Source organism: Eisenbergiella sp. OF01-20 (genome assembly GCF_003478085.1).
Lineage (GTDB): Bacteria > Bacillota > Clostridia > Lachnospirales > Lachnospiraceae > Eisenbergiella.
The window spans coordinates 1-24,089 of sequence record NZ_QUES01000022.1; the positions used below are offsets into that span (position 1 = coordinate 1).

The 24,089-nt window shown below is 50.4% G+C and carries 21 protein-coding genes; 17 read left to right on the forward strand and 4 right to left on the reverse strand.

Features of this window, described 5'->3' with window-relative positions; all coding sequences use genetic code 11:
• Positions 1-76: 76 nt before the first annotated feature.
• Positions 77-865, forward strand: coding sequence for a carbohydrate ABC transporter permease (locus DXA36_RS21265; RefSeq protein ID WP_182479196.1), 789 nt, complete (start codon positions 77-79; stop codon positions 863-865).
• 21 nt (positions 866-886) lie between these two features.
• Positions 887-2,428 carry an ADP-ribosylglycohydrolase family protein gene (locus tag DXA36_RS21270; RefSeq protein ID WP_118681468.1) on the forward strand — a complete coding sequence of 514 codons (1,542 nt, stop codon included), beginning with the start codon at positions 887-889 and terminating at the stop codon, positions 2,426-2,428.
• 55 nt (positions 2,429-2,483) lie between these two features.
• On the opposite strand, the gene DXA36_RS21275 is transcribed toward DXA36_RS21270, so the two are convergent.
• Complete coding sequence (locus DXA36_RS21275; RefSeq protein WP_182479197.1) at positions 2,484-3,953, reverse strand: helix-turn-helix transcriptional regulator; 1,470 nt, start codon at positions 3,951-3,953, stop codon at positions 2,484-2,486.
• A gap of 253 nt (positions 3,954-4,206) precedes the next feature.
• On the opposite strand from DXA36_RS21275, the gene DXA36_RS21280 reads away from it, so the two are divergent.
• The 9 genes from DXA36_RS21280 (at position 4,207) to DXA36_RS21320 (ending at position 14,807) form a co-directional block, all read left to right on the forward strand.
• On the forward strand, positions 4,207-5,841 hold the full coding sequence (locus DXA36_RS21280) for an ABC transporter ATP-binding protein (RefSeq protein WP_118681470.1): 1,635 nt from the start codon (positions 4,207-4,209) through the stop codon (positions 5,839-5,841).
• A gap of 226 nt (positions 5,842-6,067) precedes the next feature.
• The gene (ybaK, locus tag DXA36_RS21285; RefSeq protein WP_118681471.1) at positions 6,068-6,556 is read left to right on the forward strand and encodes a Cys-tRNA(Pro) deacylase; all 489 of its coding nucleotides are present in this window, start codon (positions 6,068-6,070) and stop codon (positions 6,554-6,556) included.
• 32 nt (positions 6,557-6,588) lie between these two features.
• Positions 6,589-6,777, forward strand: coding sequence for a hypothetical protein (locus tag DXA36_RS21290; protein ID WP_118681472.1), 189 nt, complete (start codon positions 6,589-6,591; stop codon positions 6,775-6,777).
• 120 nt (positions 6,778-6,897) lie between these two features.
• The gene (gene mtnA / locus DXA36_RS21295) at positions 6,898-7,986 is read left to right on the forward strand and encodes an S-methyl-5-thioribose-1-phosphate isomerase (protein ID WP_182479198.1); all 1,089 of its coding nucleotides are present in this window, start codon (positions 6,898-6,900) and stop codon (positions 7,984-7,986) included.
• Between the two features lie 44 nt (positions 7,987-8,030).
• A complete protein-coding gene (locus tag DXA36_RS21300; RefSeq protein WP_118681473.1) occupies positions 8,031-9,311 on the forward strand; it encodes an HD-GYP domain-containing protein in 1,281 nt (426 codons plus the stop codon).
• A gap of 517 nt (positions 9,312-9,828) precedes the next feature.
• Positions 9,829-11,397, forward strand: coding sequence for an ABC-F family ATP-binding cassette domain-containing protein (locus tag DXA36_RS21305; RefSeq protein WP_118681474.1), 1,569 nt, complete (start codon positions 9,829-9,831; stop codon positions 11,395-11,397).
• Between the two features lie 96 nt (positions 11,398-11,493).
• Positions 11,494-12,195 (forward strand): LytR/AlgR family response regulator transcription factor, encoded by a 702-nt coding sequence (locus tag DXA36_RS21310; RefSeq protein ID WP_118681475.1) that lies wholly within the window; start codon positions 11,494-11,496, stop codon positions 12,193-12,195.
• Positions 12,192-13,487 (forward strand): sensor histidine kinase, encoded by a 1,296-nt coding sequence (locus DXA36_RS21315; RefSeq protein WP_118681476.1) that lies wholly within the window; start codon positions 12,192-12,194, stop codon positions 13,485-13,487. Before DXA36_RS21310 ends, DXA36_RS21315 begins: the two co-directional genes overlap by 4 nt.
• Positions 13,488-13,688: 201 nt before the next feature.
• Positions 13,689-14,807 carry an acyltransferase family protein gene (locus DXA36_RS21320; protein WP_118681477.1) on the forward strand — a complete coding sequence of 373 codons (1,119 nt, stop codon included), beginning with the start codon at positions 13,689-13,691 and terminating at the stop codon, positions 14,805-14,807.
• Positions 14,808-14,910: 103 nt separating this feature from the next.
• Here DXA36_RS21320 and DXA36_RS21325 read toward each other — a convergent pair whose 3' ends face one another.
• From DXA36_RS21325 to ptb, 3 genes are all read right to left on the reverse strand, one after another.
• Positions 14,911-15,315, reverse strand: a complete 405-nt coding sequence (locus DXA36_RS21325; protein ID WP_118681478.1) for a C-GCAxxG-C-C family protein — start codon at positions 15,313-15,315, stop codon at positions 14,911-14,913.
• Between the two features lie 33 nt (positions 15,316-15,348).
• Positions 15,349-16,416: a butyrate kinase gene (gene buk, locus DXA36_RS21330; protein WP_118681479.1), complete on the reverse strand. Its 1,068-nt coding sequence runs from the start codon at positions 16,414-16,416 to the stop codon at positions 15,349-15,351.
• Between the two features lie 100 nt (positions 16,417-16,516).
• Complete coding sequence (ptb, locus tag DXA36_RS21335) at positions 16,517-17,440, reverse strand: phosphate butyryltransferase (RefSeq protein ID WP_118681480.1); 924 nt, start codon at positions 17,438-17,440, stop codon at positions 16,517-16,519.
• Positions 17,441-17,848: 408 nt separating this feature from the next.
• Between ptb and DXA36_RS21340 the strand changes: the two genes are divergently transcribed.
• From DXA36_RS21340 to DXA36_RS21365, 6 genes are all read left to right on the forward strand, one after another.
• Positions 17,849-18,580, forward strand: coding sequence for a YveK family protein (locus tag DXA36_RS21340; RefSeq protein WP_118681481.1), 732 nt, complete (start codon positions 17,849-17,851; stop codon positions 18,578-18,580).
• 36 nt (positions 18,581-18,616) lie between these two features.
• The gene (locus DXA36_RS21345) at positions 18,617-19,378 is read left to right on the forward strand and encodes a polysaccharide biosynthesis tyrosine autokinase (protein WP_118681482.1); all 762 of its coding nucleotides are present in this window, start codon (positions 18,617-18,619) and stop codon (positions 19,376-19,378) included.
• Positions 19,379-19,812: 434 nt separating this feature from the next.
• Positions 19,813-21,027, forward strand: a complete 1,215-nt coding sequence (locus DXA36_RS21350) for a starch-binding protein (protein ID WP_118681483.1) — start codon at positions 19,813-19,815, stop codon at positions 21,025-21,027.
• Between the two features lie 33 nt (positions 21,028-21,060).
• Positions 21,061-22,275, forward strand: coding sequence for an extracellular solute-binding protein (locus DXA36_RS21355; RefSeq protein ID WP_118681484.1), 1,215 nt, complete (start codon positions 21,061-21,063; stop codon positions 22,273-22,275).
• Positions 22,276-22,300: 25 nt separating this feature from the next.
• Positions 22,301-23,200, forward strand: coding sequence for a carbohydrate ABC transporter permease (locus DXA36_RS21360; protein WP_118681485.1), 900 nt, complete (start codon positions 22,301-22,303; stop codon positions 23,198-23,200).
• Positions 23,197-24,054 (forward strand): sugar ABC transporter permease, encoded by an 858-nt coding sequence (locus tag DXA36_RS21365; protein WP_243114704.1) that lies wholly within the window; start codon positions 23,197-23,199, stop codon positions 24,052-24,054. Before DXA36_RS21360 ends, DXA36_RS21365 begins: the two co-directional genes overlap by 4 nt.
• Positions 24,055-24,089 lie beyond the last annotated feature (35 nt).

Below are 24,089 nucleotides of genomic sequence, written 5' to 3' on the forward strand. Positions count from 1 at the left end.
CTTGGAAATACAAGGTTTTTAATAAAAAACGGGGTGTCAGACTTGACACTACCTACTAAGGAAAGAGGGTATGAACATGAAAAGAATAAAAGGAATGGGCAGTATTCTCCGGTACCTGATCTGTATAGCCTGTGTTGCGGTGATCCTTCTGCCTATCGGTATCCTCATCCATGGCTCTTTCCAGGGCGGCGGAATTAAAAATTATGTGGATATCCTGACCAAATACCATATAGAAACGTACTTTATCAACAGCCTGATCATCAGTGTGAGCGTGGTAGTGCTGGTGGTGGTCCTGGATGTACTGGCGGGCTTCGCCCTTTCCAAGCTGAATTTTCCTTTTAAGAACGGGATCTATATTTTTCTGCTGTCCGCCCTGCTTCTCCCGGCGGCGGCTATCCTCGTGCCGGTTTTCCAGATTAATTCCAAACTGGGGATTTTAAATACCTATTTGGCGGTACTGGGTCCATATGTGGTTCTCATAGCCCCCTTCAACCTGCTCACCATTAAAAACGGGTTTGACGCACTGCCCAATACCGTGTTGGAGGCGGCATTGATTGACGGCTGCGGCATCGTAAAAACCCTGTTTAAAATCGCGGTTCCCATGTGCAAGCCCTCCATCGTCATGGCGGTCATCTGGACCTTTTTGTCCAGCTGGAATGAATACATGATGGCGTTTGTAATGCTCAGAAAAGAAGAAATCATGACCATTACGGTTATCCCCACCAAATTCCAGTCCATGTACGGCGGAAATGTGGGAAAGCTGTATGCGGCTCTGTTTATCATACTGGTGCCGGGTATTATTATTTACCTGCTCATGCAGAAATTTATTGTAAACGGCCTGAATGCCGGGGCAGTCAAGGAATAACAAAAAGAAAGAGGTCAGAATATGAATAAAGAAGAATTTCGCAGCAAAGTATACGGCTGCTGGATGGGGAAAAATATAGGCGGAACCCTGGGCATGCCTATGGAATGGGAACGCTGTAAAAATGACATCACCTATTACACCCACGATCTGAACGGGGAGCCTCTTCCCAATGACGATCTGGATATCCAGATATTGTGGCTGCTTGCCCTGGAGGATCGGGGAATCCATGTCGATGCCAAGGATCTGGGTGAATATTTCAATGAATTCATGATATTTACCCATGCGGAATACGGCGTGGCGAAAACCAATTTACGAAGCGGCTTCCAGCCCCCCGTGACAGGAAGCTTTAACAACGATTTCAAGGACAGCTGCGGCTCCTATATCCGCTCCGAAATCTGGGCCTGCCTGTTCCCGGGACATCCGGATTTGGCGGCGCAGTATGCCTTTGAGGACGCCATTGTGGATCATGGAGACGGAGAAGGCGTGTATGCCGAGGTTTTTATTGCCGCTATGGAGAGCGCTGCTTTTTACTGCAGGGATATCCGCAGGCTGATCGAAATCGGCCTGTCTTATATTCCGGAGGGATGTGCCGTGGGCCGTGGTGTGCGAAAGGCCATGGAAACCTATGATGCGGGCATGGATGAAAAGGAAACCCGGGAATACATCATGCAGAATTTCATCGGACATCTGGAGTGGCACTACATATCCGAGGAGGATGAAGAAAAAGGATATAACAACGGAAAGATGGGCTGGGACGTGCCCTCCAATATCATGATTATTATTTACGGCCTGCTTTTCGGAAAGGGAGATTTTGAAAAATCCATTCTGACAGCCGTACATTACGGAGAGGATACCGACTGTACGGCAGGGACAATCGCTTCCCTGTTCGGAATCATGTATGGAATTGAATTTTTTGAAGAAAAATGGATTGAACCAATCGGAAGAAAAATCGTTACCTGCAGCATCGATCCCTTCCGTATGGCGGGCAGGATACCGGCTACGGTGGAAGAACTCACGGACAGGGTTCTCGCCCTTCATGACACGGCCCGGGAAGAATTGGCCCTGACGGAAGAGAACCGGGAAGAATGTTTTTACGCGAAGCCATACTTTGCAAATATTTATGATGAAATGAAAACAGTTAAGTATGAATTCCCCTATCTGAATGTACGGTTGGACTACTGCGGCGATCCGGTTATTACCAGCGGGGAACCCAAGAAAATCAAATTCATTTTATCCAACACCTCCCAGTCCGTTACCTCGGACAGGGTCAACGTCTACCTGTACAACCGGGACGGCTGTACCGTCCTTCCCCAGAATGAAGCCTCCGTATTTCTCACCATGGCCCACATGGGAGCAGGAATCAAGGAGCTGGAATATGAAATCAGCGCGGAAGGCCCCCTGAAGCCGATATACCGGTTTGCAGCCGAATTCACTTATGAGGAGAATAAGAACCGGCGCGTCATGTATGTCCCTGTGGTGCTGGTAAGCGAGACCGGAACTGTCCGGGAAGTGAAATGGGAAAAGAAAGGGCCGAGGGGAATTAATAACCTGCCCAGAATATAACCGCTCTTCCATATAAAAATCCGGGATGGAAAATTCCCGGATTTTTTTCTGTGTCTTACACCGGATGCCCGTGCCCGGACGGCGGCGGTTTTACCTCAGAAGGCGGGATTCCATGATATTTTTTGAACGTGTTCCGAAAATGCCGGATATCCTCATAACCCAGAAGCCGTGCGGTTTCATAGACCTTACAGTTTGCCGCCAGCAGTTCCCTCGCTTTATCCATCTTCAGTTTCGTAATATAAGAAATATAGGTCTGCCCGGTTTCTTTTTTAAACAAGGTGCTGAAATAAGAAGGGTTCACATAAAAATAACTGGCAATGGTATTCAGGGACAAATCATCCATGACATGATTGGAAATAAACTGCAGTACCTCCTGAATGCGGAACCCGGTATTCGAACGCGTCAGATCGAAATTGTCCAGAGTATAGAGGAGCCAGGTGACAAACCATTCCTCCAGCTCATCCAACGTGGATATATGAATAATCTCATGCACCTCCAGGCCCGATTTAATGCGCTTCAGTTTCAGGCCATACATATCAAAAAGCACATACTTAATACTGGCATACAAAATGATCATATCGTATTTGACCGCATCCGGTTCGTACTCCAGCCTCCGGTATTCCGCAAACCACTGCCGTGTATAAGCCAGCGCATTCTGTCCCTCCCGGAACTGGATATCCGTGCGTATGGACCGCTCAATTTCCATCAGCTTCTCCGCCTTTAACAGCTGCCCCGGAGGACTGGATATTTCCTCAAAACAGACACAGGGCGTGCGCAGCTTATTCACATAATACACCTGATCCGCTTCCAGAAACGAAGAGCCCAGCCCCATAAGCCCATGATGGATCACCCCGAACTTAAATGGCGGAAGGAAACTATTGGTTGCGCTTACCTGATCCATCAAAGTCTGCCGGTTTACTTCCAGCCGGGTGAAGCTTCCGGTATGATCATAGAGTACAAACAAAAGGATCCCCTTTTCTTCATTAAAATAAAGAAAAGAAAGCGGATATCTGCCGGCGAGGAAGGCACACGTGTCATACAGACCTTCTTTCCCGGAACAATCGGATATCCGTGCGGCACAGGCGGCAAAGCTTAAATGGGAATAATCCGGCAGATCCGGATTCTCCTGGGGAACAGCCTGCCGGATAGAGGTCAGCCCTTCCAGATACAGGCGGCATTTCAGACCGGACCCGTCAGGTATTTCCGCCCGGTCCGGCGTCTCCCCATCCTCGTCCAACAGCTTTTCCAGCTGTTCCCGAAAGCTGCCGCTCTCTTCAAAAGAAAACACAGGAACCTGGGGATATTGAAGCGGAAGAAGCGTCAGCCATGGATTTTCCGGAGCATACTGTGCGCTTGCGGAATCAACAATAAAACAGGAAGGAAGAATTTCCGGCAGCAGTCCCACAGGCCCTTCCGGAAATGCTGCAGTCTCTATCCGGAAAACCTCCGGAAGCCAGGAAGAAAACATTCCCTCCCAATCCATTTTAAGCCTGTCATTACCAGTAAACAGAAGAATATACAACATAAGTTCCTCACTCTCAAATTCGATTCTGCACAACATTTACAACAGTTACGTCCCATCAAGATTCTACCACATTCCCGTGCCCTCTACAAAGAAAACAAGATTCCAGCCGCAACAGGACATAACGTATCTCCACTATCGGTTTCGTCAACCCCTCCTTGCGTGATAGGAGAAGGAAAACATGATATGCTGGCCTCAACCTGGAAACAGAAAGATTGCCCGGCAGAACGGGCAGGAGAGGTAAGGATAGGAGATTATGAAACAGATTAGATGGATTTGGTCGCTTACGAAGAAGAAAAGGGGATTGCTGCTGGGGCTGGTAACCCTGGTCTGTGTGATTGCCGTATTTCAGGTGATTTTGGCAATCGCCGTTCAGTTAATTGTGGATAAAGCACAGGGAAGGGGCACGGTCCCTCTTTTTTACCTGATGGCCGGCGTGGTGTGTATCGGTCTTATCAGCATGGTGCTTGACGGCATTAAGCTCTATTTACAGAACCGGTCTGTCCTGGGGCTGGACGGAAAGCTGCGGGAAAAACTTCTGCTGCATATGGAGAAAATCCCGGTGCAGAAAAGCCAGGCGTACCACAGCGGCGATATGCTTACCAGGCTGACGGAGGATTCGGCACAGAGCGCAAAAGTAATTCCGGAGTCCGTTGTGAACATGGCGGCCGGGATATTTTCCTTCCTTTTTGCTTTTGCCTATGCGTTCCTTGTGAACTGGAAAATCGCCCTGGTGCTGGTGCTGCTTTCTCCGCTGCCCGTCCTTTTCAGTAATTTCCTCATGCCGGCTCTGCAGAAGTGGTCGCTGGAAGCGAAGGATGCGGAAGGAAAGGTGAGGGGCTATCTTCAGGAACAGCTTGCCACCCTGGTCAGCATTAAATGCTTTTCCGGCTACGAAAGGTCGGCCCGGGATTTCGGGCGGATATTCGGTGATAAAAAGAAAAAGCAGTTACAATCCGTGAAGATTCAGGCCGTGATGAATGCGGGCAGCGGGTTCCTGGGAATCATGATAAATTTTGCAGCTATAGGCATGGGCGCCTGGTTTGTGATCAAAGGAGAAATGTCCATCGGTGCGGTGCTGGGACTGGTGCAGGTGAGTAATTATATCTGCTGGCCTTTCATACAGATGATACCGCTGGTAGGAGAACTGCAGAATAATCTGGCCTGTACCAGACGGGTAATGGAAGTGATGGAAATCGAGGAAGAGCCGCAGACGGAGGAGCCGGACACGGACTATAAAGAGACGGCCGCCGCCCTGTGTTTTTCGGAGGTGTCCTTTGGCTATGGAGACGAGGAACGTGTGCTGGAGCGTTTCAGCCGGGAGATGGGAGGAAGCCGGATTGTAGGGATTTTCGGGCCGAGCGGCTGCGGCAAATCCACCTTCCTCAAGCTGGCCCTGGGCCTGTATGAACCCCAGGAGGGAGAAGTGGCCGTATGGCTTGACGACAGGAAAATTACCGGGACGGGGATGCGCCGCTGTATCTCCTATGTTCCCCAGGATCATATTCTGCATACCGGAACGGTGGAAGATAACATACGCTACGGCAATAGCGGAGCCTCCTTCGAGGCGGTTACGGAAGCGGCGTTGAAAGCCAATATCCATGATACGATTCTGGAGCTTCCCGAGGGCTATAAAACGATGATAGAAGAAAATGGAAAGAATCTCTCCTTCGGCCAGGCACAGCGCATTATTGTGGCAAGGGCACTGTTATCCGGCCGGCCTATCCTGGTTTTTGATGAACCTACCGCTTCCCTGGATCCTGTGAGCCGGGACGCCATCATCAATACCCTGGTGGAGGAGGCAAAGGAAAAGCTGTGTATCATCGTTTCCCATGACTATGACCTGAAACAGTACTGCGACACGATTATTGAACTGGCTTCCGCAGGCTGAACCGGGGAAAAGATAACAGTCCGGATAGTTTGAGGAGACTGGACTGATGGATGGAAAACCGGGAATCCGGCTGGGGGACAGCGGATTCCCGGTTTTTAACGTCCTGTGACAGTTATGTTTAAAACTATTTTAGTAATATCGGATTTGCGTTTCCTGATTTCCGTTTTCCGTTCTGTATGATATAATGATTTGGTATCAAGTCGGTTCACAGGCAGAGGGAACAAAAATGGCGAAAAGTAAAGATAGCAAAACCAATGCCATGCGCATTCTGGATCGTATGAAAATTCCTTATACGCATTATACTTATGCATGTGAGGAATTTGTGGACGGTATCCGGGTGGCGGACATGCTGGGGCTTTCCCATGAAAAGGTATATAAGACGCTGGTGACGCAGGGACCGGCCAAAGACTGTTTTGTGTTTGTAATCCCTGTTGCGGAAGAACTGGATCTGAAAAAAGCGGCAAAAGCCGTGGGGCAGAAGTCTCTTAGCATGTTGCATGTGAAGGATATCAATGGAGTCACCGGTTATATCCGGGGAGGCTGTACCGCTATCGGCATGAAGAAACAGTACCCCACCGTCATTGAGAAAAAAGCGGAAGGGCTGCCTTCGGTCATTGTGAGCGGCGGCCGTATCGGTTCTCAGATCGAACTGCTTCCGGCGGATTTGGCGAGAGCGGCGGAGGCACAATTTGAAGATGTGGTGACGGAACCGTAACCGTTCAGACGGTTGGAAAAGGAGATTTCACTATGGCTAAAAAAGCACTGACAACAGAAGAAAAAATAAAAAACTGGGAAAAGAAAATGGCCAAAAAACTAGACATCCTTATCCTAGGTATTTTCTTTCTAATCTTTGCCTCTGCAGCTCTCCTGCAGGCACTGGAAGCCAGAGGAATTACAGTGGGTATGCTGAAGGGAAAATTCGGGCAGGGAAAATAACCGGACGGACAGATGTTATGGACGGTTATCAGTAAAGCGGACAAGAGAAGTTTGAGTTCTCTGTGAGTGCATCCGTTTTGGCTCGTTGTTCGCAGATATAAAAAAAGGGAGATCAGGAAAATGACGGAAAAGAAAAATATAATGGATTATGAAACGGTGGAGCTGGATGATCAGGAGAATGCCCTTGTCATTATTGATCAGACAAAGCTGCCGGGAAAGACGGAGATCCTGCGGCTGAAAACGGCTCAGGAGATGTGGGATGCCATTTATCTGCTCCAGGTGAGAGGCGCCCCGGCTATCGGAGTGGCCGCTGCTTTCGGGATCTACCTTCTTGCCAAGCAGATTCAGGCTGCGGATTTTGATACGTTTTACAGCGAGTTCAGAAAGCAGAAGGAATATCTGGATTCCTCCCGCCCCACGGCGGTGAACCTTTCCTGGGCATTGAACCGCATGGAGAAAAAAGTAACGGACAATGCAGGCCGGACGGTGGAGGAAATCAAAGCGCTTTTAAAAGAAGAAGCCGCGGCAATCAAGGAGGAGGATATTCTGGTATGCAAAACCATCGGCGAATACGGGCTCAGCCTGGTTAAGCCCGGAGACGGTATTCTCACCCACTGCAATGCAGGGCAGCTCGCCACCAGCAAATACGGAACCGCTACGGCCCCCATTTATCTGGGGGAAGAACGGGGGTATCATTTCCGGGTATTTGCCGACGAGACACGTCCCCTTCTTCAGGGGGCAAGGCTTACCGCTTACGAGCTGCTATCCTCCGGTGTGGACGTCACCCTGATCTGCGACAATATGGCGGCTGCGGTCATGAAAAACGGCTGGGTGAACGCGGTTTTCGTAGGCTGTGACAGAGTGGCGGCAAACGGGGATACCGCCAATAAAATCGGTACCTCCAGCGTAGCCATTGCGGCTAAATATTATCATATTCCGGTTTATATCTGCGCACCCACCTCTACTATTGATATGGGCACGGCCACCGGTGCGGATATCCATATTGAGGAGCGTCCGGCGGAGGAAGTGACGGAAATGTGGTATAAAGAGCGTATGGCCCCGGAAGGTGTGAAGGTATTTAATCCGGCTTTTGATGTGACGGATCACGATTTGATAGCCGGTATTGTCACGGAATACGGGATTGCCACCGCGCCTTTTGAAGAATCTTTCCGGGAGATCTTTGCCAGAAAGGAAGAGGCGAAGGGGTAATCATCCAGACCTGTCTGAACGGTTACACGAAGGGAAAATAAATTATGATAGAATACACCAATTATATCGATAATAAGGGCATGATAGGCATCATCCGGCGCACCTGCAATTATGTGGACGCAAGGCTGGTGGATCATGGTTTCCGCGTGGCCCGCATGGTTTCCCGGCTCCTGGAGCGGATGGGAACCTGCGATACGGCAACGGCCCGGGATATCTCCATCCTTGCCATGTTCCATGATATCGGTGCCTATAAAACAGAAGAAATCAACCGCATGCTGGAATTTGAGACCTGCAATGTGCAGGAGCATTCGGTTTACGGTTATCTGTTCATTAAATATTTTACGCCTTTGACGAGGCTGGCCCCGGCAGTGCTTTTTCATCATACGCCCTGGTGTATTCTGGAAAATCTGGAAGAGGTGTCGGAAGAGAATAAAACCGTGGCCCAGCTTCTGAACATTACCGACAGGGCCGATGTATTTATGGAAAAAGAGGGAGGGAGCTTTCCGGATTTCCTCCGTCAGCTGCAGACCGACGGAGGAAAGAAATACTGCCCCCGGATAGCAAAGCTGCTCATGGATGCGGATTTTGCGGAGACCATGCCCATACAGGAGGAAGGGGAAGAAGAATTTTGGGAACGTATATGGAACTACCCTTTTTCCAGGGAAGAGATTCAAAAATATTTGAACATGGTTATATATACCATTGATTTCCGCAGCCGCCATACCGTAACACATACCATGACCACCACCAGCATCAGTTATGAACTGGCAAAACGTATGGGGGTTACGGGACAGGATCTGAGCGACATCTATTTCGGTGCCCTGCTCCATGACCTGGGCAAAATCGGGATACCGGTGGAAATCCTGGAATTTCCGGGAAAGCTGAGTCCCCAGGCCATGCGTATCATGCGCACCCATGTGGAGCTGACCGGCAGAATCCTGGGGCAGGACGTGGAAGAAAAAATCAGGAAGATCGCCCTTAGGCACCATGAAAAGCTGGATGGCTCAGGTTATCCAAAAGGAATCCCGGGGGCGGAACTGACCATGGGAGAGCGGATTGTGGCCGTGGCGGATATTGTCAGTGCCCTGGCAGGAACCCGGAGCTATAAGGAGGCTTTCCCGAAAGAGAGGATCCTGTCCATCATAGAAACTATGAAGGCGGATGGGCTGATAGACAGGGATGCAGTGGATAAAATAGCTTCGGACTTTGATGAAATCATGGAAGAGACCGCCGGACGCTGCCAGCCTATTTTGGACATGTATCATGGAATCCAGGCGGAATATCTTCAGATTGAAGGATATATGGCATATATTGGAAACAACTGAGACAGATTTGTGCGTGAACCGCACAGATCGTAAGAAAGTATATGGAAACAGAGGTGTTGACAAGATTTTATTCGTATGATAGCATAGTCAATATTCAGGGAAAGGCAGCGGAGAGAAGAAAATGAGACATCCATCAGAAACCGATCAGATAACAAGGCGAAGCAGCTCTGTACAATTGCAGTCGATGAAACATTGTACAGAGGTTAAATAAAGGTAAGAGAATTCATCGGAAAAACAGGGACAGAGAGAGCGTGTATCTGCCGTTTAATCAGTGACGGCGGGTTGTTTTTTGTATACCGGTTTTTCCAGAAGGTTCCTTTCTTTGGGTGAGGCCGCGGACAATGTTTTGTCTGCGGCCTTTTGTATTGTGCCGGGGAGCGGCATGATCTTTTCTGCAGCAGGGAGTCCCCGGCATCGGAAAGCAGAAGGCCGTATGTAAAAATACGGCCTTCTGTTTTTTGATCCGGGGGATTTGATCGGAAGTTTTTATGTATAAGAGATGGAGAGGAAAAATACAATGAGTTTATTAGATATAAAGGAACTGTCCCTTACCTTCGGGGACAAATCGATTTATAAGAATGCGGAGGTTGCTCTTTTTAAAGGAGAGCATATGGGTATTGTAGGAGCGAATGGGGTGGGAAAGAGCACACTCATACATTTGTGCGCAGGCCTGCTGGTGCCGGATGAAGGCCGTCTGGTATGGCAGCCGGGGATTCAGATTGGTTATCTGGATCAGCATGTGAGGACGGAGGGGAAGGAGACGGTTCTGGAATATCTGCACTTTCCCTTTGCCGGGCTTTATGCTCTGGAACAAAAAATGCTGGAGGCATATGAAAGCTGTGCGGCACAGGAGAAAGCCGGTCTGCCGGACAGCGGCGGAGAGGAGGCCTGGAAACAGGCCGAACGATATCAGCGGCTGCTGGAGGCTTCGGATTTTTATTCCATCGATTACCGGATACAGCGGATTGCCGGAGGGCTTGGGCTAACGGCGATCGGGCTGGATAAAGAGCTGGGAAAACTGAGCGGCGGGCAACGGGCGAAGGTGATTCTGGCCAGACTTCTGCTGGAGGAGCCGGATGTGCTCCTCCTGGACGAGCCGACTAATTTTCTGGATAAGGAGCATATCCAGTGGCTGTCCGATTATCTGGCGGCTTTTCCCAAAGCCTTTATGGTGGTATCCCATGATTATGGTTTCCTGGAAAAAATATGCACTTGTATTTGTGATATTGAGGAACGCGGTATCCATAAGTACACGGGAAAATATTCTGATTTTCTGAAGCAGAAGAAGCATCTGCGGGAGGAATATATCCGCCGGTATGCAGCGCAGCAGAGAGAAATTAAGAAAACGGAGGCGTATATCCGGAAAAATATCGCCGGCGTAAACAGTAAAATGGCGAAGGGACGCCGGAAGCAGCTGGAACGGCTGGAAAGGCTGGAGCCGCCGGCCAGGACACAGGTTAAGCCCCTTTTTGCCTTCCCTTTGGCAGGGGAACCGCATGGTGAGATCGCTCTGCGGGTATCCCATCTGGCGGCAGGCTATTATTATCCGGTTATTTGTGATATCAACTTTGAAGTGCGCAGAGGGCAGAAAATTGCGGTCACCGGCTTTAACGGCATCGGTAAATCCACTCTGCTGAAAACGCTGGTCGGGGAGCTTCCGCCGCTGCAGGGCGGTTTTGTCCTGGCGGATACCACCCGGATCGGCTATTATGAGCAGGAATCCGTATGGGAGGACAACGAAGCGACGCCTTTGTCGGTATTGCTGGACTGGTTCCCGCAGCTGACACAAAAGGAAGCCAGACGTCATCTGGCAGGCTGCGGCATAGACAGGGAAAAAGCGGACCGTCAGCTGTCTACCCTCAGCGGCGGGGAACAGGCCAAGGTAAAGCTCTGCCGTCTGACGCTGACGCCCTCAAACCTTCTCCTTCTGGACGAACCGACCAACCATCTGGACGAGCTGGCAAAGGACGCTCTCAAAGAGGCGCTTGCCGCATATGAAGGGACGGTTATCCTGGTGTCCCATGAGGAAAGGTTTTACAGGGATTGGACGGATAAGGTGATTTCCATGGAAAGCCCATGTCGGTAAAACCGGAATTATGATATACTGGGAGATAGGTAACGATAACAGCAGACCCCGCCACGGGCGGAGGAGTGTCTGACAACAGGGCGGAGAATATGGAGCATGCTGGAAATAACCATTTGTGATGATGAAAAGAAACTCAGAAACGACCTGCATCATATCATCGGGATGCAGTTGGACTTAAGCGGGATGGAATACCGCATTACGGAAATGGAGAGCGGGGAGGAGCTTCTGCGCAAGAACGGGGAAAGGCCTGCGGACATCATTTTCCTGGATATCGAAATGGGAGGGATGAACGGTATGGAGGCGGCAAAGGCGCTGCGGAAGGCGGGCGGTAATGCTATCCTCGTTTTTGTCACAGCCTATCCCGATTTTGTTTTCCATGGGTATGAAGTGAAGGCGCTGAATTACATTCTGAAACCATATGAAGACAAGAAAATCCGGGAGGTGCTGGATCAGGCCCTGCAGGAGCTGGATATACAAGCGGAAAAATATTACATCGTGGAACAGAAGGCAGGGACTTGCCGGCTTCCCCTGCGGGAAACCAGGTATTTTGTCAGCGAGGGCAGGAAGGTGACGGCAGTTACCGGAGGGGAACCCATCACCTTTTATGGAAAGCTGGGGGAAATAGAAACCGAACTGCCGGATACCTTTATCCGGTGCCATAACCGTTATCTTGTTAACCTGAGTTATGTAACTAAGCTGGAAAACGCCTCCCTACTGTGCGGCGGCGAGAAAATTGCCGTGAGCCGGTCCTGTGCCCAGGAAACGGCTGCGGCTTTTGCGAGGTTTATGCTGCGATGATACTAAAAGCATTGGAATATCTGATATTACTGACGGCAACGTTTCTGTACGTTTTCTATATTTACCGCATTACAGGCTGTTTTTTGAAAATAAAACAGGGGCCTGTCTGGAAAGCCGGCGCTTTTATCGGGATATGGCTAACCGGCGGCATGGTAGTATTCCCGGATGATCCCATTAACATTTTTGCCATGCTGGCGCTCTTTCTGTTGACCGTAGCTTTCTTTTACAGGGGGACAGCGACGGAAAAAATATCCGTAGTGCTGATTTTCTTTCCGATTATGGTATCCCTGAATTTCCTGACTACGGATGTGACGGGATTGATCTATTTCCGCCTTACGACAGGAGGATATTTTCTGGATCGGTTTTTGACGCTGGTAAGCTTTGTTATGCGTATCCTGTTCTGGGCAGGCGTCTATTATGGATTCCATAAAAAGCTGTCCGGAATGGCGGGGCTGATGAATGACCGGATGTGGCTGCTTCCGGATGTGATCTGTGCGGCGGCTTTTGCCGGCAGCATAACCGTCATTTCTACGGCCAGGCTTGAACAGGCCTGGATAGCTTATCCCTCCGGCATTGCCTGTATCATTACGGGGCTGGGCTGTATCTGGCTGTGCCTTTACATAGGCGGAGCCGTCCGGCAGGAACTGGAAAATGAAAATATGAAGCTGCGGCAGACCTATTATGAAGAATTGGAAAAGAACCAGCTTGCCATACGCAAGCTTCGGCATGATATGAACAACCACCTGGGTATCATAGGCTCTTTCCTGGAAACCGGGGATTATGGAAAGGCGCTGGATTATTTCAGGCAGCTGCATGTCGCCTCGGCGGCCCGAAGCCGTAAATTCTGTGATAACAGCCTGGTGAATGCAGTGATAAACGCCAAATACAATCTGGCGGAGGAAAAGGAAATCCCCTGCTTTGTCAATATGGAACTGAAAAAAATATATGACATAGACGATGTGAGTCTATGCACCATTTTTGCCAATCTTCTGGATAACGCCCTGGAGGCGGCCGCCTGTATTCCGGAGAAGGAAAACCGCAGGCTCGCCCTGAAAGCCCGTCTGCTTAACGATGCCTTATGCATTGAGGTGGAAAATACGTTTGCCGGGGAGCTGAAGGAAGTAAAAGGGAGGCTGGCGACCACGAAGGAAAAGACGGAGGGGCACGGCTACGGGCTGCGTTCGGTGCAGGATGTGGTGGAGCTGTACGACGGGCAGATGCAGATAAGCCATGGAGACGGTATTTTCCGTGTGGTCATCTGGATTGGGCATCTTTCCGGGGCAGGAGCCTGAAAACGGGAAAAGAGGAAGTTTTTTGTTGTAAATATGTTCTGTCCGCTAAGAAATTCTTAAAAATTTTTAAGGATATTCCATCTGGACAACCGTTAGGAAAAGGGCTATAGTTGGAAAGACAATTATAGCGTGACATCCCGGAGGTAAATCCTCTGTCCGCAGCGGGGTCGTATTTTGAACCACAAACACAGGAGGATTAACATGGAACAGAAAGTGGGGGCGGCCCACATGCCTGCAAACGGTATTGACAGAAGAAATTACCAGATGGATAACCTGAAGTGCCTGCTCATATTTTCCGTAGTTTTCGGACATATGCTGGAGCTGTTTATGGGAAAAAATTCGCCGGAAAGAGTACTGTATCTGGTGATTTATTCTTTCCATATGCCCCTTTTTGCCTTTGTGTCAGGGGTATTCGCCCGGTATAACCCGGTTAAAATAAAAAATAACATGATTTATCCCTATCTGATTTTCCAGACCCTTTATCTGCTTTTTTCCAACCGGATCCTGGAAAAGGATGCGGATGTACAATATACGACCCCATACTGGCTGCTGTGGTATCTGTTTGCCATCATTGTATGGAATCTGGTGCTGCCGCTGGTGCAGGTGGAGGGAGTGAAGAAAAAGCTCTTTATGCTTCTGGCGGCCGCGGCGGCCAGCGTGTTCATAGGCTTTGATGATAAAGCGGGATATTTTTTATCCGCATCCCGGATCGTGGAATTTTTCCCGTATTTCCTTCTCGGCGTTTATTACAGGGACATAAAGAGGAAGGCCAGGGAAAAGACCTGCGGGCTGCAGAAAGCGGCGGGACAGCCGGACGGCGTATGGGGAAAAAGGAAAAAATGGATTCTGAAAGGCGCGGCAATCCTTGTTCTCGGTATAATTCTGGGGGCCTTTATCTGGCTGATCGGACAAAATGTGGAGGACATCAAGTCCGCGTGGTTTTATGGATCCGTTTCCTACGAAAAAGGAAACTATGGCTGGCAGTTCCGGATTCTGAGTATAGGTGCCGCCCTTCTTTGGCTTGCCTTTTTCCTCCTGTGTGTACCGGCGGGGAAAATCCCGTTTCTGTCTTATATAGGGGCGAATACCATGCCGGTATATCTTCTGCATGGGTTCGTTATCAAACTGTTAAGCAAAGGTAAGTTTTTCAGCTATATCGAGAAGGAAGAAGCGGCGGCCTTCCTTCTCAGCATTCTGTTAGTGGCGGTATTTTCCTGGAAACCTCTCGTGGAATTCCTTTCTCCCCTGTTTCGCTGGAACCGGCAGGATTTTGGCCGGAGGGGAAGGAAAAGGATGGGGAACCGGATGAATATGAGCTGAATTAAGCAGTGCAGGATGCCTTCTTTTCTGACTATATAAAAAGTGCCGGTCCGGGCAAACTTGCCGGACCGGCACTTCTTGATCCTGTATTACAGGCAGGAATTTACAGCCCCAGGACCTCCTGGACAATTTCCACTGCATCTTCGATACAGCCGGGACAGGTGCGGAGCACCTTTCCGGTATCCACGCCTTTGAGATCCCTGCATATGGTAGAGCCGTTTTTTTCTTCGAAGCGTTTCACAATTTCCTTGGAAAGCCTGTAAGTATCGGCTTTTGTTTTGGGATCGTTCAGTTGTCCGTCACTGTTAAGGAAGCCTGCCAGCATTACCGCGCCGGAAATGGCGCCGCAGGTCCCTTCCATTCCGCCCATGCCCAGTCCGAAGGCTTCACCGGCCCTGAAGAGCGTTTCCTCATCCACACCGGTTTCTTTGCAGAAGGAGCAGGCTACGGCCTGGCAGCAGTTGTATTTCTTATCGTGGTTGGCAATTGCCAGTTCTTTTTTCGTCATATTCGTTCTCCGTCCTCTTTTGCGTGCTGCCGTTTAATAGGCTTTTGCCTCTTCCTCGCCCTTGATGACACGAAGGCCGCCCTGGGCCAGCGCAAGGAGTTCATCCTCGCCGGGATAGATAACAAAATCAGCGATCCAGCCGACACGCTTCTTCAGATCTTCACAGGTTACCTTGGAATAAGCAATGCCGCCGGTAAGGATGATTTTGTCTACTTTGCCGTTCAGGACAGTAGCCATGGCTCCGATATCCTTGGCGATCTGGTAATGGAAAGCATCCAGCACGGCCACATATTCCGGAACGCCTTCCAGTGCCTTGTCTTCCACGATACGGGCATCGTTGGTTCCCACATAACCGTTGAAGCCGCCGCCGCCCACCAGCTTTTTATAAATTTCTTTTTCCGTATAGTTACCGGAGAAGCACATTTTAACCAAATCACCTGCGGGTACGGTTCCGGCACGCTCCGGAGAGAATGCGCCTTCGCCGTCCAGGATATTGTTTACATCCACTATTTTGCCGCCTCTGTGCGCACCCACGGAGCAGCCGCCGCCCATGTGTACCACAATCAGGTTCAGCTGATCATAGGGAATGCCGGACTCCTTGGCGTATCTTCTGGCAACCGCTTTCTGGTTCAATGCGTGGAAAATGCTTCTTCTGGGAAGCTCGGGACAGCCGGAAAATCTGGCAATAGGCTCCAGCTCATCCACAACAACCGGATCCACGATGAAAGAAGGAACGCCGATGGAATCACCGATTTCCCTGGCAAGGATACCGCCCAGGTTGGAGGCATGCTGCCCCTGGTAGCCGATGGTTAAGTCATGAAGCAGTTCGTCACTCACCTTATAGGTGCCGCCCGGAATGGGTTTTAACAGACCGCCGCGTCCCACGATAAAATCAAGGGAATGGATATCAAAATTTTTCTCCTTCAGAAGGTCCGTGATAATTTCCTTACGGAAATCCTTCTGGTCGATGATGGAAGCGTATTTGGAGATTTCTTCCGTGGGGTGCCTTAAGGTTTCCTCAAAAAGAAGGGTTTCATCCTCAAATACACCAATTTTAGTAGAAGTAGAACCGGGATTGATGATTAAGCTCTTATAAGACATAGTTTTCGATCTCCTTTTCTAATCACAAGCGGCTGTGCCGCAAAGTTGTAACTTTTCGGAACAGTCCAGACTTATCTGAACTATTACAACGGTTCTGTTCTCAGCGGGTCTTGTTCAGTTCTTCTGCAACCACGGCGGCCAGAGCGATGGAATTGACCTTTGTTTCAAAGGAATCGGAGCGGCTGGTCAGGATGGCGGGCACCTTGGTTCCCGTTAAGATGCAGCCGTTCTTTACGCCGTCAACCATATGGACGATAGCTTTGTAAACCAGATTTCCCGCATGGATATCCGGGAAGAGCAGGACGTCGGCATCTCCCTGGATTTTACGGTGGGTTGCCCCTTTATGACGGGCTGCCTCTTCGTCGATAGCCAGGTCAAGGGATAGAGGGCCGTCTACGATACAGCCGGTAATCTTTCCTTCTTCATTCATTTTCGTCAGTTCTGCGGCATCCACGGTAACGGGCATTTTGGGATTCACAACCTCAACGGCGGCCAGAGGGGCTACCTTGGGATTGGGAACGCCGCAGGCATGGGCCACTTCCACGGTATTTTCAATAATATGTACCTTATCCTCCAGCGTGGGATAGGTCATGAAAGCGACATCGGTAAAGAAGAGAAGCTGTTCAATACCGGGGATATCAAAAACACAGACATGGGACAGAGTGCGTCCTGTGCGCAGGCCCACTTCCTTGTCCAGAATACTCTTTAAGAAGGTTTTGGTTTCCAGAAGTCCTTTCATATACATATCGGCTTTTCCGTCATGGGCAAGCTTCACGGCGGTAAGGGCGGCAGTCCATTCATCCGGCTCATTGATGATTTGAAAATCGGAAACATCAATTTTCAGTTCACCGGCAATTGCCTTGATCTTATCTTCGTCACCAACCAGAATGGCATTGGCAATGCCCCGGTCCTTGGCGGCCCTCACTGCTTCAAGAACGGCGCTGTCCTGTGCCACAGCAACGGAAACCGTCTTTTGTCCGCATTCTTTTACTTTGGAAATCAGTCCATCAAAACTTGTACTCATTTGTCCATACCTCATTTAATAGAATTGAATTTGTATAACAGGTAACAGGTTCACCGGGCACGGGAAGACACAGTGCCCCCTCAAAAGCCCATTGTTAAAATTATAACACTTCTATATATAAAGGTCAAGAGCAGGCTGAACGGTTACAAATGCTTTCTGCACTCATGCAGATGAGAGATGCGGAGGATATCTGGGCGCTTGACATGTTTTGTGTGGTATAGTATAAATGAGTTAAACGTTGTATATTAATTTGCGTCATTTGATTATAGTGTTACATAGGATCTGTATAGCGTTGCCTGTACGGATCCATTTTGTCTTACCGATACGGTTGGACTGCCGGGCGGCAGTGCAGCAAAAACAACAGAGAGAAACAAAGCGGGCCTTGTAAGGGCACAGTGAGGGAAAAACATGGAAGATAACAGAGGGTTCAGCCGGCGTGAGGAGGAATGGGAAATAGATATGGGAGATCTGGTGCGGATGCTTCTGCACCGGCTGTGGCTGATCCTTCTGGCGATGATAGGCGGCGCTGCGGCCGCGTTTATAATCAGCCGTTTTCTGATAACCCCCCGGTACCAGTCCACCACAAAGATTTATATTCTGAACAGAGAGAACTCCAATACGGTTACCGCTTCTGATTTACAGCTTGGGACGCAGCTTACGAAGGATTATGCCGAGCTTATCCAGTGCAGATATGTATTGGAAACCGTATCCAGGGATATGGGGCTGGGGCTGTCCTATAAGGCCATGAAGGAGATGGTAACGGTTGCGAATCCTGCGGATACCCGGATCCTTTCCATTACCGTTACGGATACCGATCCGGCAAGGGCAAAGGAGACCGCGGATTATATCAGGGATGTTTCCGCAGAGCATATACGGAAGGTCATGGATATTGAAGCCGTTAATATGGTGGAAGATGCGGATTTGCCTCCGGAACAGCACAGCCCTGATACTTCCCGGAATATGCTGCTGGGCGGTGCGGCCGGCGGTGCGGGAATGGTACTGATTCTGGTTTTGGTTTATCTGTTGGATGATTCCATAAAAGGCGCCCAGGATGTGGAGCGTTATCTGAACATGAGTGTATTGGCCGTACTACCGCTGGATGAGGAAGGAAAGACGGCCAAAAGCAAAAAAAGAAAATAAGCAGGTATAACAGATTCAGTCAGGGAGGGAACCCATATGCACCGGATTACACTGCGCGGACTTAAGGAGCTGGATTTCAGAAGGCAAGAGGCCTATCATACGCTGCGTTCCAATCTTGAGTTCTGCGGGAAAACAAATAAAGTGATAGAAATCACCAGCTGTGCGCCGGATGAAGGAAAATCCACGATAGCTGTATATCTGGCGAAATCGATAGCCGATAACGGGAAAAAGGTTATGCTGCTGGACGCGGATCTGCGTAAGTCCGCACTGGTTGAAAAATACCAGGGCGGTGGCGGGAAAAGCGGGCTTTCCAATTTCCTCAGCGGTCAGATGCCGTTTGAGGACATTTATTTTGAGACGGATATCCCTAATTTATATATTACCTTTGCCGGGCCGATCCCTCCGAATCCCAGCGAGCTTTTAGGAAGCCCTTACTTTCAGGGAGCGGTGGACACACTCAGGAGGACGTTTGATTACGTGATTATCGATACACCTCCGCTGGAAAACGTAATCGATGCAGCGGTTATTGCATCCTGCTGTGACGGTTATATTCTTGTGGTGGAAGATAACCGGATCAGCTACCGGTTTGCCCAACAGGTTAAAGAGCAGCTGGACAGGACCGGATGCCGGAACCTGGGATGTGTGCTGAATAAGGTAAACATGAGCGGCAAAGGGTATAACGGGAGGTATTACCGGAAATACGGTAAATATTCTTATGACGGCGGCTATTATGGACGGACCCGCGGCAAGGCATACCCGGATAATGCGATGGACAGGAAAGCGGACGGACCTGGATAATGCTATGGACAGAAAAGGCGGACGGAGAAAAAGCGGAAAAAGGCCGGATGCCGGAGAAGCATGCCGGCTTGCGTCAGCATCCGGAAGCGGATTTTGGGGAACGGGGGAATAGGAAATAAAAAGGAAACAGTTTCGTTAAAAATTCACAAAATTTCTGGTATATTAGTTAAAACGGAAAAATGATTGGACTTATCATCTAAAAAAGAAACGGAAAAATATATGGAATAAACAAAAAATAAGGTAAACGGTTACCTAAATACGGATTGCCGGCAGCAGTGAGGAATGCTAAAATCGGAGCATAATCAATCCGGATTCCCTTAAGGATGGGAAACGGGGATTTGGCAGGCGTCCCGGCAGAGAGGCGATCAGGTCTCCCCGGCAGGATCCTGCCGCAGCCATATGGAAGATAGAGAGAAAAACGAGGAGGATGGGTTATGCGGAAACGATGGAAGAATTGGGGGCTGTTTATCCTGGCTGCGCTGCTGTCTGTATTTGCAGTGCCGCTCACCGCCTTTGCCCAAAAGGGGGAAGAAAGGGCGGCGGTATACGTCCAGGTGCCGCAGGATTGGGAGAACCCCTGTATCTGGGCATGGGATGAGGAGGGGAACAATGCGTTTGCCGCATGGCCCGGAGAGGGAATGGATGCGGACAGCGCAAATGAAGGCTGGTATTATATATGGATCCCTTCCTGGGCGGATCATGTGATCATCAATGCAAACGAAGGAAATGTGCAGACCGGCGAGCTGCTGCTGGAGGGGACGAATACCTGGATTGTCATTACGGATGCGGAAAATACGGAGCTTTTCACTGAGCAGCAGACGAAGGGGGAAATCCCGGAATATGTGGAGAAATTCACGGTTCACGTAAAAGTGGAGGAAAGCTGGAAGGATCCGTGCCTGTGGGCCTGGTCGGCGCCGGACGGCACCAATGTGTTTGAGGCATGGCCCGGGGAAGCATTGGAACAAAAGGAAAGCGGATGGTACGAAAAGAAGCTTCCTGTATGGGTGAATTCCCTTATCGTCAATGCGGGCGGAGGCGAGGTGCAGACGGAGGATATTTCCATCGATCCCGCCGATCTGTGGCTGACGGTGAACGGGGACGGAAGCTATGATTTCAGCTATGAGGATCCGGATGCGGAGGAAGTTCCCGATATAACGGTGTGGGTGCAAGCTCCTGCGGACTGGGATACCCCGTGCCTGTGGGCCTGGTCGGCGCCGGACGGCACCAATGCTTTTTCTGCATGGCCCGGGGAACCACTGGAGGAGGACGCTTCCGGGTGGCTGAAGAAAACCGTGCCGGGTTGGATCAATTCCGTGATTGTGAACGGATCGGAAGGAAGCGTGCAGACCGGGGATCTTTCTGTGGATACCGGAAAGGATATCTGGGTGGTGGTGGACAGCCCGGAGGACGTGGCGGTTTCCTATGAAGAACCCGGGGATACGGCAGAGAAGAAGGATGCAGAACTGCAGACGGCGGCGGAGGAATCACAGGAGCAGCCGCAGGCGGCACCGACACAGGCACCGTCCGCAGAAGAAAATCTTCCGGCGGCACAGGATACCGGAAGCCGGATACCGTTGGCGGTGCTGGTAATTGTGCTGGCCGCGGCCGCCGCAGCGGCTGTGGTGCTGATAAAGAAGAAAAAATCGTAATGGAAAGCTCTTTATGAGGGCGGAAAGGTGCGTATGAAAAAGAGAATTCGAAGCGCGGTCCTTGCCTTTATCATTGCTGCGGCCTCCCTGGGGGGCTGCAGCCAGAGCGGGAAAGATACCGCGGATGCATCGGTTATTACCATATGGCACGATAAAGAGGATGCGGTGGCACAGGTACTGCAGAAGCAGCTGGATCAGCTGGCTCCGGAGGTGACGGTGAAGCTGGAGCGGAAAAGTGATTTGACCGAAGCCTTGAAGATGGTGGGAAACGATCCCAAGGCAGCGCCGGATATGTATTTTTTCGCCCATGATAAGATCGGCGTATATGCGGAAATGGGAATCCTGTCGCCTGTCACCGATTTTATCCCCGGGGAAGAGCTGGATCCGTATATGGATATGACGATACGGGCAGCCACCTATCAGGATGTGGTTTACCAGCTGCCGGTGTACTATGAAACACTTCTGTTTATGTATAACAAACGGTATATGAAGGAAGAGGAGGTCCCCCGTACCACGGAGGAACTGTATTCCTATATGCAGGAAAATACAAAGGGCGGTCATTACGGGTTCGTGGAGCAGCACAGTACGGCCTATTACAGCGCCGGATGGATTCACGGCTTCGGCGGCTATCTCCTGAATGACCAGGGGGAACCCGGACTGGATCTGCCCCAGACAGAGAAGGCGCTGGCCTATCATAAGAAGTTTGTGGATCTCATGCCCGGAGAGAGCGAATACGCTACGGTTAACACCCTTTTCAGCGAAGGGAAAGCCCATGCGACCATAGCGGGTCCATGGCTGGTGCCTACCGTACGGCAGGCGGGAATGGATCTGGGAATTGCCCCCATGCCCGTGGTGGAGGAAACCGGTATGGCACTGGCGCCCTACAGCGGGGTACAGGGAATCCAGGTGCTGAAGAACGCAGGGGAAACCAAAAAAGAAGCGGTGGAAAAGGTTCTGCGCAGTCTGATGGATCCCCGGCTGCAGGTGGATTTGGCAAAAGCCAGCGGCTGCGCCCCCGCAAGCGAGGCCTGTTATGACATGGAAGAAATCACCTCCGATGATGTGGTGATGGCTATGAAGCAGACGGCCGAAAATGCGGTCCCCATGCCAAACCGTCCGGAAATGGATGTTATGTGGACGGTGGCAGGCAATCTGCTGGCGGATATTAATATGAGCGGCAGGGATGTGGAGGAATGCTGTGCCGGTGCACAGAAGGAAGCGCTCCGCCTGATCGGGCAGATGAAGTGACCGTGCGGGAAGGGGGAGTACACAGATGGAGCGAAAGGGAAAAAAAGAAAAGATAATCGCAGCATATCTATGGTCGGCGCCGTCACTGCTTCTGATCCTGCTGATAGTTGTCTTTCCTATTATATATACGGGTTACATATCCCTGACAAATATGAATGTATACCATTGGTTCGATTACGAAATCATCGGGCTGGAAAACTACAGGGATGCCCTGCTGGTTTTTGACAGCGGGTTTCTGCAGGCGCTGGTGCTTACGGTCGTGTGGACGGCCGTAAATATGGTTGCCCAGCTGGTGATCGCTTTCTTTCTCGCCAGCCTTTTGAACCTGCCCGGGCTGCGGCTGCGCAATCTGTATAAAACGCTGCTGATATTCCCGTGGGCAATGCCCGGATATGTTTCTATCCTGCTCTGGAAAACGGGGATGTTTAATTCCCAGTTCGGGCTTTTGAACCAGTGGCTCGTGAAATGGGGGCTGGAACCGGTGGGCTGGCTGTCGAAGGATGCCCTGGCGTTCTTTTGCTGTACGGTGGTAAACCTTTGGCTGGCGCTGCCTTTTATGATAACCATCATTGACGGGGCGCTGCAGAGTGTGGACAAATGCTTTTATGAAAGCGCGCTGCTGGAAGGGGCGGGCTGGACGGCAAGAACACGGTACATTACCATTCCCATGATCCGGCCTATCATCGCGCCCTCCGTCGTCATAACCATATTCACTACGTTCAAGCAGTTTGACGTGATTTACCTGCTGACGCAGCAGGCGGGCGGAAAAACGGGAGCACATATCCATACGATTCTGACCTATGCTTATGAAAATGCATTCATAACCAATAATTACGGATACAGCTCGGCGGTTTCTATCCTGATTTTCGCCATGCTGATTCTGTTTTCCTGCCTCACCGGCAGAAAAGGGAAGGAGGAGGCATGATGTCTGTCAGAAGCGGTAAAAAAGCCCGGAAAGCGGCTTTGCTGCTTGCGGTCAATCTTTTTTTCCTCGTGTTGTGTTTTTTGGTGCTGGTACCGGTGCTGTATGCCTTTTCCGTTTCCTTACATGCGGGCAACAGCCTTCTGGGATCTGATTTTACTTTCCTTCCCAGGCAGATGACCCTGGCGAATTACCGGGCGGTATTTGTGGAGGAACCCATCCTGAGATGGTTTTCCAACAGTATGCTGATGGCGGCGGCAGCGGTGGCGGTATCCCTGGGGACGGGGATCCCTGCGGCCTACGTCTTTTCACGCAAACGATTTCCGGGCCGCAGGGTGATTCTGCGCCTGCTGATCCTGTTGTACGCCTTTCCCGCCCTGCTTTCCATGACGGCTTTATATAAGCTGTTAAGCCCCATGGGGCTTATTAACAGCAGGCTGGGGCTGATCATCGTGTATACGGGGACTATGGCGGTTTTTGCCCTGTGGAATATGAAGGGATATTTTGACACGATACCGGTGGAAATTGAAGAAGCGGCTATGATTGACGGTGCAAGGCCGGTGCAGATCGTGATGAAAATCGTCCTGCCGCTTGCCAGGCCGACGATTGTGGTGACCGGCATGATGGTGCTTATCTATGTGTGGAATGAATATATTTTTGCCATTAATTTTATGACAGGGGAGGATACGTTTACCCTGGCGGCAGGGCTGTATTCCCTGCAGGCTACGGAAATGAGCGGCAGCTGGCCGGTATTTGCGGCGGCCTCCATCGTGGTTTCTATTCCCATCCTGCTTATATTCTTCCTGCTGCAGAAAAATATGACAACCGGCCTGACCTCAGGCGGTGTAAAAGGCTGAAAGGAGATAACCATTCAGGATCGCCTGAACGGGTT

Coding starts and splice junctions, on each gene's coding strand:
- DXA36_RS21315 (WP_118681476.1), top strand. CDS start 12,192: ATGATACTAAAAGCATTGGAATATCTGATATTACTGACGGCAACGTTT.
- DXA36_RS21270 (WP_118681468.1), top strand. CDS start 887: ATGAATAAAGAAGAATTTCGCAGCAAAGTATACGGCTGCTGGATGGGG.
- DXA36_RS21345 (WP_118681482.1), top strand. CDS start 18,617: ATGCACCGGATTACACTGCGCGGACTTAAGGAGCTGGATTTCAGAAGG.
- DXA36_RS21310 (WP_118681475.1), top strand. CDS start 11,494: ATGCTGGAAATAACCATTTGTGATGATGAAAAGAAACTCAGAAACGAC.
- DXA36_RS21280 (WP_118681470.1), top strand. CDS start 4,207: ATGAAACAGATTAGATGGATTTGGTCGCTTACGAAGAAGAAAAGGGGA.
- DXA36_RS21350 (WP_118681483.1), top strand. CDS start 19,813: ATGCGGAAACGATGGAAGAATTGGGGGCTGTTTATCCTGGCTGCGCTG.
- DXA36_RS21265 (WP_182479196.1), top strand. CDS start 77: ATGAAAAGAATAAAAGGAATGGGCAGTATTCTCCGGTACCTGATCTGT.
- DXA36_RS21300 (WP_118681473.1), top strand. CDS start 8,031: ATGATAGAATACACCAATTATATCGATAATAAGGGCATGATAGGCATC.
- DXA36_RS21365 (WP_243114704.1), top strand. CDS start 23,197: ATGATGTCTGTCAGAAGCGGTAAAAAAGCCCGGAAAGCGGCTTTGCTG.
- buk (WP_118681479.1), bottom strand. CDS start 16,416: ATGTCTTATAAGAGCTTAATCATCAATCCCGGTTCTACTTCTACTAAA.
- DXA36_RS21320 (WP_118681477.1), top strand. CDS start 13,689: ATGGAACAGAAAGTGGGGGCGGCCCACATGCCTGCAAACGGTATTGAC.
- DXA36_RS21290 (WP_118681472.1), top strand. CDS start 6,589: ATGGCTAAAAAAGCACTGACAACAGAAGAAAAAATAAAAAACTGGGAA.
- mtnA (WP_182479198.1), top strand. CDS start 6,898: ATGACGGAAAAGAAAAATATAATGGATTATGAAACGGTGGAGCTGGAT.
- ptb (WP_118681480.1), bottom strand. CDS start 17,440: ATGAGTACAAGTTTTGATGGACTGATTTCCAAAGTAAAAGAATGCGGA.
- DXA36_RS21360 (WP_118681485.1), top strand. CDS start 22,301: ATGGAGCGAAAGGGAAAAAAAGAAAAGATAATCGCAGCATATCTATGG.
- DXA36_RS21325 (WP_118681478.1), bottom strand. CDS start 15,315: ATGACGAAAAAAGAACTGGCAATTGCCAACCACGATAAGAAATACAAC.
- ybaK (WP_118681471.1), top strand. CDS start 6,068: ATGGCGAAAAGTAAAGATAGCAAAACCAATGCCATGCGCATTCTGGAT.
- DXA36_RS21340 (WP_118681481.1), top strand. CDS start 17,849: ATGGAAGATAACAGAGGGTTCAGCCGGCGTGAGGAGGAATGGGAAATA.
- DXA36_RS21355 (WP_118681484.1), top strand. CDS start 21,061: ATGAAAAAGAGAATTCGAAGCGCGGTCCTTGCCTTTATCATTGCTGCG.
- DXA36_RS21305 (WP_118681474.1), top strand. CDS start 9,829: ATGAGTTTATTAGATATAAAGGAACTGTCCCTTACCTTCGGGGACAAA.
- DXA36_RS21275 (WP_182479197.1), bottom strand. CDS start 3,953: ATGTTGTATATTCTTCTGTTTACTGGTAATGACAGGCTTAAAATGGAT.